This window comes from Kribbella sp. NPDC056861, from assembly GCF_040687575.1.
In the GTDB taxonomy this organism is placed as follows: domain Bacteria; phylum Actinomycetota; class Actinomycetes; order Propionibacteriales; family Kribbellaceae; genus Kribbella.
Window position 1 is genome coordinate 178,185 of the sequence record NZ_JBFBNQ010000008.1, and the last position, 12,868, is coordinate 191,052.

The window sequence follows — 12,868 nt, forward strand, 5'->3', positions numbered from 1 at the left end:
GGGCGGCCCTGGTGGAGCGCCGGGTGGACCAGGTGCCTCGGCCGGTGGCGCATATGTGCTGAACGTGACCGAGCCGACCTTCCAGGCGGACGTGATCGAGCGGTCGCTGCAGGTCCCCGTGGTGGTCGAATTCTGGTCGCCGCGCTCGCCGGAGTCGCAGGCGCTTGCGCCGGTCCTGCTCCAGCTCTCCACCGAGTACGCCGGCAAGTTCCTGCTGGCCCGGATCGACATCGACGCCAACCAGCAGCTGGCTCAGGCGGTTGGCGTCCAGACCGTCCCGCTGGTGATCGCCGTACTGCGTGGTCAGGTCGTCCCGCTCTTCCAGGGTGCCGTCTCCGATCCCGAAGCACGCCAGTACCTGGAGCAGTTGCTGACCGTGGCGGTTGCCAACGGCATCACCGGTCGCACCGACCCGGTCGGCCCGGTAGGCGACGCGGCGGAAGCGCCGGCCGAGCCGGAGGTGGACCCGCGGTACGAGGCCGCCGAGAACGCGGTCGGCGCCGGTGACCTGGACGGCGCGATCGAGGCGTACGAGGCGCTGTTGCAGGAGACCCCGAGTGACGCCGAGGCGAAGGCCGGGCTGGCCCGGGTGCAGCTGGTGAAGCGGACCCGCGACGTACCGGCCGAGGTGCGCACCCGTGCCGCGGACAACCCCGAGGACATCGAGGCGCAGCAGCTCGTCGCCGACGTGGACCTGATGGGCGGTCACGTCGAGGACGCGTTCGCCCGGTTGATCAAGACGATCCAGCTGACCTCGGGCGACGACCGCAACACGGTTCGCCTGCACCTGCTGGAGCTGTTCGAGGTGGTCGGCGCCGACGACGAGCGAGTGGTCAAGGCCCGCCGCCGGCTGATGGCTGCTCTGTTCTGAGCCGCACTGTTCTGAGCCGCACTGTCTGACCCGTTCCGGAGGCTCAGCTCTCCGGGACGGGCTCAGCTGGGACGGGATCAATTGGGATGGGTTCAGCAGACCTTCCGCATCCGCGCACCCTGGAACTCGGTGCCGTCGGAGAAGGTCGTGGTGACCCGCTCGACCAGGTGATAGCCCAGCGTCGTGCGGAACGCCTCGCTGGCCGGAGTGCACATCGCCTCGAAGATCCGGAAGCCGGCCTCCCAGGCAGCGGCCTCCGTCACCTTGGCGAGCATCGTCGCCAGTCCGCGCCTGCTCCAGCCGGGATCGACGTACGTCGCCCGCATGGTGGCCGTGGCTTCATCCGCCCTTGCCTCGCCCGCCAGCTGTCCCGGCGGACCGAACTCGCCTCGATCACTCCAGCCGCTGCCGCCGACCACTACGCCGTCGATCTCGACCGCGTAGTACCCGCCGGCTTCTATCAGCTCGCGCTCGACCTGGTAGATCCCGACCTCGCGCGCAGCGCTCAGTTGCTCAGGGGTGTAGTGACTGCCGAGCAGCTCGAAGACGGCGCGCTCGGCCAGGTCGTGCAGTGCGCCGAGATCGTCGACGGTCGCGCGCCGGATCGTCGGTGTGAGCGTCTGTTTCCGCATTGTCTGTCCCTCTCTGGTGATCCAGTGGCCTGTACGCCTGGGATCGCCGATCGGATCCGCTGCTGTGAACTATTGACATCTCTGGTCATCGGTTCTGAGAATCATTCACGTGAACGTGCTGGAGTCATCGCCCCCGCCGAGCATCGAGGCGCGGATCCACGGCCTGCTACCGGGATTGAGCCCGGCACAGGCCCGGGTCGCGCACGAGGTACTGCGTGATCCGGCGGCGGTGGCGTCGTCGACGATCAGCGAACTGGCGGCCCGGTGCGGGACGTCACTGCCGAGCGTGACGCGCTTCTGTCTGGCCCTCGGCCTCACCGGGTACGCCGAACTGCGGCTGATGCTGGCGGCCGAGAGCGGCCGGAGCAGCACGAGTTGGGAGCGGGGCGCGGGCGCCGAGGTCGGCCCGGACGACAGCCTCGGCGAAGTACTGCGCACGTTGCTCCGCGCCGACGCGCGGGCTCTCGAGGACACGGTCGCCGAGCTTGATGTCGCCGCGCTGGGCGAGGCGGTTCGCGCGGTCTCCGACGCTCGCCGGATCGACCTCTTCGCCGTCAGCGGATCCGCTTGTGTCGCGGAGGATCTGCGCCTGCGGCTGCATCGGATCGGACGCGGCGCCAACTGCTGGAGCGACGTCCACAACGCCCTCACCAGCGCCGCGCTGCTCGGCGTCGGAGATGTTGCCGTCGGCATCAGCCACAGCGGCGAGACGACCGAAGTACTGGAGCCACTGCAACGGGCCGGCCGGCAAGGCGCCCGAACTGTTGCCATCACCAACTATCCACGGTCGCCGCTCGCACGCGCCGCCGACATCGTCCTGCTCACCGCCGCCCGCGACGTCACCTTCCGGACCGGCGGACCGGCCGGCCGGCACGCCCAGATGCTGGTCCTGGACGCGTTGTACATCGGTGTGGCGCAACGCGACTACACCCTGTCGGAACAGTTCTTCGAAGCCACCGCCGAGGCAGTGTCACCGCATCGGACCAGACGCCCCGGCTAGCAGTCCTCGCCCGCCCACAGAGGAGATTTCGTATGCAAAGCCCGCACCAGATCCTCGGACCCAGCCGCCGCTCGCTGCTGCTCGGCGCCGGCGCCACCGCCGCCGCGGTCGCCACCGGCCAGGCTGCGACCGCGCACGCCACCGGCGAGACCGCGGCCGCGCTCGCGTCCGGCGCGACCGGCGCGTCCGGCGCCGGGCTCGCGGCCGGCCAGGCTGGCGCTGCCGCAGCGCTGCCTTCCGGTGCTGCAATCCCATCACCCGACACCCTGCCGCTGACCGGCGGCCCGGACTTCCCGATCGGCTTGTTCTGGCCCCCACACCCGTACGCGAGCACCGCATCACGATTCGAGGAGATCGCCGAGGCCGGCTTCGATTTCGTCCTCTCCGGCAACTACGCAGGAGATGGCAACATCTTCCAGTACCAGCTGGCGCTCGCCCGCGACGCCGGTCTGCAGATGCTGATCTCCGACGACATCCAGATCCGCAACATGTCGCGCTGGTTCTCCATCTCGGACAGCCCCGCCGATTTCCTCACCATCACCCCGGCCGAAGCCCGCGAGTTCTACACCCGCGCCCGCGACGCCTACGGCCCCTACTCCTCCCTGGCCGGCTTCAACTTCTACGACGAACCCGGCGCAGGCTGGTTCGGCCCACTGGCGAAGACCCTCGCCATCTCGCGCGAACTGGCCCCCAACCTGCTGCCCTACATCAACCTCCTGCCCTCGGACGATCCCGCCTACTACCGCGACTTCGTCGACATCGTGAAGCCCTCGCTGGTGTCCTTCGACCGCTACCCGCTGCTGTCCGAGGGGCGCGAGGACGCGAACTACTTCCACAACTGGGCGATCGTCCGCGACGCCGCGCTTCGTGGCGACGTACCGGCCTGGGTCTTCATCCAGACACTCGCCTACAACGGCCACCGCGAGCCGACCGCCGCCGAACTGTTGTGGCAGGTCAACATCAGCCTCGCGTACGGAGCGAAAGGCATTCAGTACTTCACCTACTGGACTCCGGAAGCAGCCCGCGGCGAAGGTTTCGGACCGGCCTTGATCACCGTCGACGGCAAGCGGACCAGCCGCTACAACGCCTCGAAGAAGATCAACACCGGCTGGCTGCACCAGGTCGGGCGGGAGCTGAAACCGTTGGTCTCCGAGTCGGTTGTCCATGCCAACGAAACCCCACTTCCCAACGGGACCGTGGGTTTCACGCCGACCGACCTGGTCACCGGGATCACCGGTCAACCTGTTGTGGTCGGCACCTTCCGGAGCCGGGACGCGACGGTCAAGGATCGTTGGCTGTTGGTCGCGAACCGCTCCCACAGCGCGTCCGCCCGCGCCGCCGTGGCGGTCGACCCGGCGAAGGTCTACGGGGCCGAGGTGTTCCAGGCGATCTCGAAGTCGTACGGCGGGTTGCGGGGGAGTGGAGTACCGGTGAGTCTGGCGCCGGGCGCGGCGACCCTGCTGCGCTTGAAGGTCAGGTGACCGCCGGGCCGGTGTAGTTGCCTAGGGCACGGAATCGGAGCCCTGGTTCGGCGTACTCCTCCAGGGCGTGGGCCGTCCACCCGACGATGCGGGCGAGCGCGAACAACGCCTCGCCCGCATCGGGGCGCAGGTCGTAGGCGTGCATCAGCGCGGCCAGGGCGAAGTCGCTGTTCGGGAAGCTGTTGACCTTGGCGGTCATGTCGTGGACGCGGTCCATCACCGGCTCGTCGGCGAGCAGGCCGAACAGCACCTCGGCCCGTGGGTCGCGCCGCTGGTAGATGCGATGGCCGAAGCCGGGGAGTGCATTGGCTGACCGGAGCTCGTCGGAGATTGCCTTGACGGGATCATCGAGGGCACGGTCGAGGAACTGGTAGGCGAGCGTGGTCGCGGCGCCGTGGTACTGGCCGTCGAGAGCGCCGAGGCCGGCCGACACCACGGAGTACAGGTTGGCCCGGGCGCTGGCGGCGACGCGTGCGGCGATGGTCGATGCGGCCAGGCCGTGGTCGGCGAGCAGGATGAGGGTGGAGTTCAGCAGGTGGGGGCGAGCGGGTCTCGGCGACAGCTTCGGCCAGAGTCTCGCGGCGAGTCCGCCGTCGAGCGGCTCTCCTGGCAGTGCGGTGACCAGCGCGCCGAGTAGTTGCCTGGCGGTAGCGACGATCGACGCCGGGTCCAGGTCGAACCGCAGTGGGTCCGCGGCACCCAGTACTGCGACCGCGATCCGCAGACGGTCGACCGTCCGGGCGCCGGCTGGTGCCACTGCCATCGCCTGGCGTGCGAGGTCAACCAGCTCGGGCGGCGCCGCGAACGGCTCGCTCGGGGCCAGTTCGCCCGTCCAGAGCAACTCGGCGACCGACTCGAAGGTGTGACCATTGACGAGGTCGCGGACCAGGTGGCCGCGGTAGTACAGCTCGTCGTTCTGAAGCAGCGACAGGTGGGTCTCGATCCGCTCGATCGCTCCTGGATGGTCGACCGTGCGGCCGACCAGGCGCTCCACCTCGGCGGCGGCGAACAGGCTGCCGCGGCGGCCACGCGCCCGGACGCTGGTGAGCTGGCCGCGGCTGACGTAGGCGTAGACGGTCTCTGGTTTCACCTTCAGCCGCCGGGCGACCTCGGCCGTGGTCAGGTAATTCTCGTCACCTTGCTGCGTCATCGCCGCGCTCCCGGAGCGTTGATGTTGACTGGATCAACATTGACAATACTTGATTGCCAATCAACGCTGAATTCCATGTCAATCACAGTCAATGAACCGATCGAGGTACCGCCCGGACTGCGCAACGTCGTCGTCACCGAGACCCGGCTGGGCGACGTACGGGGTGACGAAGGGTTTTATCACTATCGGCAGTACTCGGCGATCGACCTGGCCCGGGCGATGACGGTCGAGGACGTCTGGTTCCTGCTGTACGAGGGGCGGTTGCCGACCGCGGCTGAGCGCGATGCCTTCAGTTCCGAGATCGCATCGCTGAGGATGCTGCCAGCCGAAGTGCAGGCTGCTCTAGCGGCAATTGCCGCTGCAGGGTCGTCCTTCAATCCGCTAGCAGGCCTCCGTACTGCGCTGTCGCTACTGGCCGCTGCTCGCGAGCTCCCGCCACTGTGGGACGCCGACCCGGCACGGCGGAAGGCGGACGCGATGCTGGTCTGCGCAGTCACGCCGACGATCCTGGCGGCGCTGTATCGGCTGCGCGAAGGGCTGCAGCCGCTCGAACCGCGAGCACACCTGTCGACGGCGGCCAACTGGCTCTACCTGGTGACGGGCGAGGAGCCGACGGCCGCCAAGGCACGCGCGATCGAGCACTACCTGATCTCGACCATCGACCACGGTTTCAACGCGTCGACGTTCACCGCTCGGGTGATCGCTTCGACCGGGGCCGATGTCGTCTCGGCGGTCGCTGGAGCCATCGGCGCCTTCTCGGGGCCGCTGCACGGCGGCGCGCCGGATCGTGCTCTCGCCAGCCTCGACGAGATCGGTACGCCGGACCGGATCGACGCCTGGGTCCACGCGAAGGTCTCGGCCGGCGACCGGATCATGGGCTTCGGGCACGCCGTCTACCGCACCGAGGACCCACGCTCCCTGATGCTGTGCGACATCGCCCGCGATCTCGGTGGCGACCTCGTCGACTTCGCCACCACGGTCGAGCAGCGCATCGTCGAGGTGCTGGCCGAGCTGAAGCCGGGCCGCAACCTCTACGCCAACGTCGAGTTCTACGCCGGCGTGGTGATGTCCCTGTGCGACCTGCCGCGGCCCATGTTCACGCCGACCTTCGCGACCAGCCGCGTGATCGGCTGGACCGCCAACATCCTCGAACAGTCGGGCGATCCCAAGATCATCCGCCCGTCGGCCCGCTACGTCGGCCCGCCCCCGCCAGCGCCTTTGCCGGCTTGAACCGCATGACGCCGTCGGCAAGGCGGCCGAAGCGGAGGGTGACCAGGTCCCGGGGGTAGTTCTGGCGGAGCCGCCAGGGGCCGTATGACCCCTGGCGGGGGAGGATGGCGGCCGCGCGGCGGATGTAGCCGGAGGACAGGTCGACCACAGGCCGCGGCGGAGCGTCGTACTCGGCCGGGTCGATCTCCGGGACGCAGATGGCGCTGCCGGTGGCGTCGAGGTGGTTGAGCAGCCGGCAGACGTACTGCGAGGTCAGGTCGGAGCGGAGGGTCCAGGAGTTGTTGGTGTAGCCGATGCACCAGGCCAGGTTCGGGACGCCGCTCAGCATCATGCCTTTGTAAACGAACGTGTCGTGCGGATGCACTCGTTCGCCGTCGACAGTCAGCTCGATCTTGCCCAGGGCGACCATCTGCAGACCGGTGGCGGTCACCACCACGTCTGCCGGCAGCTCCTCGCCGGAGCGCAGCCGGATGCCGTCGGGGGTGAAGGTGTCGATCTCGTCGGTCACCACTGACGCAGTACCGTCCCGTAGGGCCTGGAAGAGGTCAGCGTCGGGCACCAGGCACAGGCGTTGGTCCCACGGCTTGTAGCGCGGGGTGAAGTGCGGGTCGGCCGGTACTGAGTCAGGCAACTCCTTGGCGACAGTGCTGTTGAGCAGCCAGGCCGCATGCGCCGGCCAGCGGCGGAAGGCGCCGTACACGGCACTGCTGAAGGCGACGTTCTTGCCGCGGATGAGGTGGTGCGCCAGGTTCTCCGGCAGTACTGCCCGGAGCTTGTCCGAGAAGGCGTCGGCCGCAGGACGCGAGGCGACGTAGCTGGGGGAGCGCTGCAGCATGGTCACGTGCGCAGCGGTGGGCGCCATGGCTGGCACCAGGGTGACGGCGGTGGCGCCGCTGCCGATCACCACTACGCGCTTGCCGGAGTAGTCGAGGTCCTTGGGCCAGTGCTGCGGGTGCACGACCTCCCCCTGGAAGTCCTTGAGACCGGGGAAGTCCACGACATAGCCGGAGTCGTAGTTGTAGTAGCCGCTGCAGACATAGAGGAACGAGCAGGTGTAGGTGTCCGTGGTCGTCTCGACTGTCCACAGTGCCTCGTCCGACGACCAGGACGCCCGTACGACGTGCTGGTTGAAGCGGATGTTCTTGTCGATCCCGTACGTCGCCGCCGTCTCGTGGAGATAGCTGAGGATCGACGGGCCGTCGGCGATGGCCTTCGCGGCCCGCCACGGGTGGAAGGGGAAGCCGAGGGTGAACATGTCGCTGTCGGAACGCACGCCGGGATAGCGGAACAGGTCCCAGGTGCCACCGAGATCGGCGCGCCCCTCCAGGATCGCGTAGGAGTGGCTTGGCGCCTGAGTCTGCAGGCGGTAGGCGGCGCCGATTCCGGACAGACCGGCCCCGACGATCAACACGTCCAGGTGCACCACGAGTTCCTCCTCGGTTCCTGTTGAGTACATGGTCAACAGTAGGCGAAAAGTTGATCCTGGGGGTGTTGTCGATTCCGTCCGCGGCCGTTCGTCAGCAAGATGTCCAAGAGAAACCCCGAGACGAGGGAGCCAGCAATGGCGCAGTACATGTTCCTGCTGTTCGACAGCGAAGAGTGGTACGACAACATCACGCCCGAGGCGTGGCAGTCGACGATGAAGCTGCACAACGCCTTCGCCGAAGCAGTCGAGGCAGCCGGCGCCAGCATCTTCGGCGGAGCAGCCCTGGACCGCTCGACCACGGCCAGCACGGTCAAGCAACCCGACGGCAACCCCATCGTCACCGACGGCCCGTTCATCGAAACCAAGGAAGCCCTCGGCGGCTTCTACCTGGTCGAGTGCAAAGACCTAGACCAAGCCCTTGCCCTGGCCAAACTCTGCCCCTCAGGCAACATCGAAATCCGCCCCCTGATGGACACCTCAGGCGAATCAGGCCCCCCAGCCTGACCCCGCAAGGGGCGCCGCCGCACCCAGCCGCGGCGCCCCTGCCCCGGGCGATTCCCTGCACCGCGCCAACTCTGCGCCGGAGCCACCGCTGCGCAGATGCCACCGCTGTACTGGGAGCAACCCTGGACCGCGCTGCTTCTGCACCGGCCTACCGCTGTGCCGGGCATCTCCTGTACCGGGCTACCGCTGTGCCGGGCAAATCCTGTGCCGGGCAACCTCTGCGCGGGCAACTCCTGTGCCGGGCAACCTCTGCGCGGATAACTCCTGTGCCGGGCAACCTCTGCGCGGACAACTCCTGGGCGGGCAACTTCCTGCACAGGCCGGACAGTTCCTGCACCGCATGGGCACCCCTTTTGCCGGACACCTGCACGGGGCATTTCCGCGTCGGGCACCTGCACCGGGCACCTCCGCGTCGGGCACCTGCGCGGGGTACCTTCACGCCGGACACCTGTACGGGGCACCTCTGGGCCAGACACCTGTACGAACACTTCCGCGTCGGACACAGCACCGGGCAGCTCCATGTCGGACTCCTGCGCCGGGCAGCTCCGTGTCGGACACCTGCACGGAGTAGTCCATGCCGGAGGCTGTATGGGGCACTTCTGGGCCAGACACCTGCACCGGGCACTTCCGCGTCGGGCACCTGCACCGGGCACCTCCGCGTCGGGCACCTGCGCGGGGTACCTTCACGCCGGACGCCTGTACGGGGCACCTCTGGGCCAGACACCTGTACGAACACTTCCGCGTCGGACACAGCACCGAGCAGCTCCGCGTCAGACACAGCACCGGGCAGCTCCATGTCGGACTCCTGCGCCGGGCAGCTTCGCGTCGGACACCTGCACCGGGCAGCTCCGCGTGGGACACCTGCACCGGACAGCTCCGTGTCGGGCACCCCGGCGCCGGCCACTCCGCGCCCGGGAACACCTGCACGGGGCTACTCCGCGCCAGGCACTCAGTACCGAGTGGCCCGCTTCGGCTGCCCCTCATCGGGCGCGCGGTGCCGGACAGACAACACCGGCCGTACCGGGCTGACCTGTACATGCTCGCCCGCTTTGAGGCGGCCCGCATTAGGCGTGCGCGGCGGCCTTTGGGTACGACGCTCCCGGCTTCGGGGCTCCTGATTGCCTCCGTTGGAGGTTAGAGGGGCTGGGGAAGGAGCGGGCGACGGTGGCGGTCTACGACGGTGGCGCAGCTTGTTGAGCGGTGCCGGGGTCGGGGGCGGCGATGGGGTCGGGGTCGGCGGTGGGGTCGGGGTCGGCGGTGGTGGCGAGATCGGCAAGGTCGGCGGCGGGGGCGGGGTTGGTGGTGGTGGGGTCGGCGGTGGGGGTGAGATCGGCAGGGTCGGCGGTGGGGTCGGAGGTGGTGGGGGTGAGGTCGGCGGTGGGGGTGAGATCGGCAGGGTCGGCGGCGTTGGTGGGGACGGGGTCGGAGGTGGTGAGGTCGGCGGTGGGGGTGGGGGTGGGGGTGGGGGTGACTCCGGTGGTGATCCAAGGGCGGGCTACTCGGGTGATGTCTTCGGTGGAGGCGGTGGTGAACGCTTCGAGTTTGAGGAAGTGGCGGGCGATGGTGAGTCCGAGGATGCTGCTGACGATCAGGGCCGCACGGAGTTCGGCGTCCTCGCCGTCGAGGGCGCCGCTCAGGTTGGTGACTCGTTCGTTGAGGAAGGAGCTCATCGCGGCCTCTGCCTCGGGGGCGGTGAGCATGGAGCGGACCAGGGCTCTGGTCTCGGGTGGTAGGGCTGCGAGTCGGACATCCAGGACGTCGTGCAGGTGGGCCTCGACCTCCTCCGGAGCGGAATCTTCCATCTGGATGGCCATGGCGAAGAGGGCGGCCTTTGATCCGTAGTGCTGCATGACGAGGGAGGGGTCCACGTTCGCGCGCTGGGCGATCCGGCGGATGGTCGTGGCCTCCAGGCCCCGTTGGCCGAACTCCTCGCGTGCGGCGGCCAGAATCCGCTCGGCGGTGGCAGCCCGCCTCTCGGCCCTGCTCCTCGGCTCGCCGGCATCTGCTTCACCCACAGTAGCCACCTCACCGGTGTCCGCCTCGCCTGCAGCCACCTCATCAGTGTCCGCCTCACCCGCAGCAGGCAGTCCACCAGTGTCTGCCTCACCCGCGGCAGTCGGCGTACCCGGATCAGTTGGCTCTTGTGCGTCTGTCGGCTCACTCACAGCACTCACTCTACAGTCGTTGAGCGAGTGGGCTACTGTTGGCTCAACAAGCGATGAGCGAAACCACGACCCGCCTCCGCCGGCTGAAGGAGACAAGCACCATGAAGATCATCGCGATTGAAGAACACTGGAACAGCGTCGGCATCCGCGACGCGCTCGACCGCCTGCCGCAGGGAGCGCGGGACGAGAGTGTCGCCTTCAACAGCCGGGGCGACACCCAGGCTCGGCTCGAGGACATCGGTCAGGGCCGGATCGAGGCGATGGATGCTGCCGGGATCGACATCTCCTTGCTCTCGGTCGTCACGCCCGCCACGCAAGCGCTGCCGGGCCCAGAGGCTGTGGTGCTGGCGCGCGAAGCGAACGATCAAGCAACAGCCGCCGTCAGCGCACACCCAGATCGCTTCCGTGCACTCGCGACCCTGCCGACCAGCGATCCACAAGCGGCCGCCGCCGAGCTCGAACGGGCTGCCACGCAACTAGGGCACGTCGGCGCGATGGTTCACGGGCGCGCCGGAAGCCTCACCCTCGACGATCCCGCGTACGACGAGCTGTTCGCCACCGCGGCCCGCTTGCACCAGCCGATCTTCATTCACCCGCAGATCCCGACCGACGACCTGCGCGATGCGGCGTACCGGGGGATTGATCCCTTGACCGATCTCGGCCTGGCGACGTTCGGCTGGGGGTGGCATCTGGAGGCGGGGCTCTCCGCGCTGCGGCTGATTCTTCGGGGCACGTTCGATCGTCACCCTGATCTCCAGCTCGTCCTTGGTCACTGGGGCGAGATGCTGTTGTTCTGGATGGACCGGGTCGACAGCCTGTCCTCGATCGCCAAGCATCTCGACCGGCGGGTCTCGGAGTACATCCAGTCCAATATCCACATCACCAGCAGCGGGATGCTCCAGGAGCGGTTGCTGCGGCACACCCTGGACTTCACCAGCGCTGACCGGGTGCTGTTCTCTACCGATTACCCCTTCCACCAGCCCGACGCGGCGGCGATCGAGCAGTTCTTCGCGGCCGTCCCCGACGCTGCGGATCGCGAGAAGATCGCGTCCGGTAACGCGGAGAGACTGTTCCGGCTGACCTGACACTCGGCCTGGGGTGATGGTGTGGGGTGGAGCGATGCGGGACAGTGATCGTGCTGGGAAGGAGGTGACCGCACTGGAGTCGGGGACATACGGCGCGCGCGAGATCGCGGGGCTGGTCGACGCGGCGCATCGGGCGTACTGGTCGACGGTGCTGGCCTCGACGGTGCGGTTGACGCGAGATCTCGATCTGGCGGAGGACTGCGCGCAGGACGCGTTCGTGCAGGCGTTGCGGACGTGGCCCGATGGGGTGCCTGCGAATCAGGCCGGCTGGCTGGTGACGGTGGCTCGGCGGCTGGCGCTCGATCGGTTGCGGCGGGAGACGACGTTGCGGCGCAAGTTGCCGTTGCTGATCGAGGATCCGGGGTCGCCGGGGGAGCGAGAGCAGCCGACCGATCCGCTGCGGTTGGTGTTCACCTGCTGCCACCCGGCGCTGGCTCGGGATTCGCAGATCGCGCTGACCTTGCGGTTGATCTGTGGGCTGACGACGCGTGAGGTCGCGGCCGGGTTGCTGATCAGCGAGGCGACCGCGGCGGCCCGGATCACGCGGGCGAAGAAGAAGATCGCTGCTGCCCGCATCCCGTACCGGATTCCTGCCGATGAGGAGCTCGCTGAGCGGCTGGATGTCGTGCTGACCGTGGTGCAGTTGGCCTATACGGCGGGGCATGTGGCGGCTGGGCCGGAGCTGACTCGGGCTGACCTGACCGGACGAGCGTTGGAGTTGGCGCAACTGCTGGTGCGGTTGATGCCGGACGAGCCGGAGCCGGAGGCGCTGCTCGCCTTGCTGCAGATGACGCAGGCGCGTGGTGACGCCCGGGTCAGTGCGGACGGCGAGCTGGTGCTGCTGGCGGATCAGGATCGTCGGAGCTGGGACGTGAAGCTGCTGGCCGAAGGGGTCTCGCGGGCGACGGCAGCACTTCAGCGCGGCCACGGGCGATTCGCGCTGCAAGCAGCGATCGCGGGGCTGCACGTGACTGCATCCTCGTGGGAGAAAACCGACTGGTACCAGGTGGTCCGGATGTACGACGCGATGCTGCTCAGCTGGCCGTCGCCGATCGTCGCCCTCAATCGCGCGGCCGCCCACAGTCTGGTGCCCGGCGCCGACCTGACCGCGGTACTCGCGGAGCTAGATGCCTTAGGCAACGAACAGGTCCTGAAGAGCTACGCGTACTTGCCGGCCACCCGAGCCGATGTGCTGGCACGGCTGGAGCGTTCGGCCGAGGCGATCGAGGCCTACGACCAGGCCATCACGCTGACCGCCAACGAGACCGAACGCCGTTTCCTCACCCGCCGCCGCGCCGCGCTGCTCCCACCTGGCTGATGGCTC

11 protein-coding genes are annotated in these 12,868 nt (G+C 68.5%); 7 read left to right on the forward strand and 4 right to left on the reverse strand.

Annotation, left to right across the window (positions count from 1 at the left end):
- Window positions 1–64 precede the first annotated feature (64 nt).
- Window positions 65–871, forward strand: a complete 807-nt coding sequence (locus AB0P21_RS35235; protein ID WP_363702677.1) for a tetratricopeptide repeat protein — start codon at window positions 65–67, stop codon at window positions 869–871.
- 92 nt (window positions 872–963) lie between these two features.
- Here the strand turns inward: AB0P21_RS35235 and AB0P21_RS35240 are convergent, their stop codons facing one another.
- Complete coding sequence (locus AB0P21_RS35240) at window positions 964–1,503, reverse strand: GNAT family N-acetyltransferase (protein WP_363702679.1); 540 nt, start codon at window positions 1,501–1,503, stop codon at window positions 964–966.
- A gap of 109 nt (window positions 1,504–1,612) precedes the next feature.
- Here AB0P21_RS35240 and AB0P21_RS35245 point away from each other — a divergent pair, with 109 nt between their 5' ends.
- Both AB0P21_RS35245 and AB0P21_RS35250 read left to right on the forward strand, forming a co-directional pair.
- A complete protein-coding gene (locus tag AB0P21_RS35245) occupies window positions 1,613–2,503 on the forward strand; it encodes a MurR/RpiR family transcriptional regulator (RefSeq protein ID WP_363702681.1) in 891 nt (296 codons plus the stop codon).
- Window positions 2,504–2,535: 32 nt separating this feature from the next.
- Complete coding sequence (locus tag AB0P21_RS35250) at window positions 2,536–3,984, forward strand: hypothetical protein (RefSeq protein ID WP_363702683.1); 1,449 nt, start codon at window positions 2,536–2,538, stop codon at window positions 3,982–3,984.
- Here AB0P21_RS35250 and AB0P21_RS35255 read toward each other — a convergent pair.
- Window positions 3,977–5,134 (reverse strand): citrate/2-methylcitrate synthase, encoded by a 1,158-nt coding sequence (locus AB0P21_RS35255; RefSeq protein WP_363702685.1) that lies wholly within the window; start codon window positions 5,132–5,134, stop codon window positions 3,977–3,979. The genes AB0P21_RS35250 and AB0P21_RS35255 overlap by 8 nt on opposite strands.
- Window positions 5,135–5,209: 75 nt before the next feature.
- On the opposite strand from AB0P21_RS35255, the gene AB0P21_RS35260 reads away from it, so the two are divergent.
- Window positions 5,210–6,364 (forward strand): citrate/2-methylcitrate synthase, encoded by a 1,155-nt coding sequence (locus AB0P21_RS35260; RefSeq protein WP_363702687.1) that lies wholly within the window; start codon window positions 5,210–5,212, stop codon window positions 6,362–6,364.
- On the opposite strand, the gene AB0P21_RS35265 is transcribed toward AB0P21_RS35260, so the two are convergent.
- Complete coding sequence (locus AB0P21_RS35265) at window positions 6,306–7,820, reverse strand: NAD(P)/FAD-dependent oxidoreductase (protein ID WP_363702689.1); 1,515 nt, start codon at window positions 7,818–7,820, stop codon at window positions 6,306–6,308. The genes AB0P21_RS35260 and AB0P21_RS35265 overlap by 59 nt on opposite strands.
- Before the next feature lie 105 nt (window positions 7,821–7,925).
- On the opposite strand from AB0P21_RS35265, the gene AB0P21_RS35270 reads away from it, so the two are divergent.
- Complete coding sequence (locus AB0P21_RS35270) at window positions 7,926–8,294, forward strand: YciI family protein (protein WP_363702691.1); 369 nt, start codon at window positions 7,926–7,928, stop codon at window positions 8,292–8,294.
- Window positions 8,295–9,466: 1,172 nt separating this feature from the next.
- Here the strand turns inward: AB0P21_RS35270 and AB0P21_RS35275 are convergent.
- Window positions 9,467–10,459 carry a TetR family transcriptional regulator gene (locus AB0P21_RS35275; RefSeq protein WP_363702693.1) on the reverse strand — a complete coding sequence of 331 codons (993 nt, stop codon included), beginning with the start codon at window positions 10,457–10,459 and terminating at the stop codon, window positions 9,467–9,469.
- A 101-nt stretch (window positions 10,460–10,560) separates the two neighbouring features.
- Between AB0P21_RS35275 and AB0P21_RS35280 the strand changes: the two genes are divergently transcribed.
- Window positions 10,561–11,544, forward strand: a complete 984-nt coding sequence (locus tag AB0P21_RS35280; RefSeq protein ID WP_363702695.1) for an amidohydrolase family protein — start codon at window positions 10,561–10,563, stop codon at window positions 11,542–11,544.
- Window positions 11,545–11,608: 64 nt separating this feature from the next.
- Window positions 11,609–12,862 (forward strand): sigma-70 family RNA polymerase sigma factor, encoded by a 1,254-nt coding sequence (locus tag AB0P21_RS35285; protein WP_363702697.1) that lies wholly within the window; start codon window positions 11,609–11,611, stop codon window positions 12,860–12,862.
- Window positions 12,863–12,868: the final 6 nt, after the last annotated feature.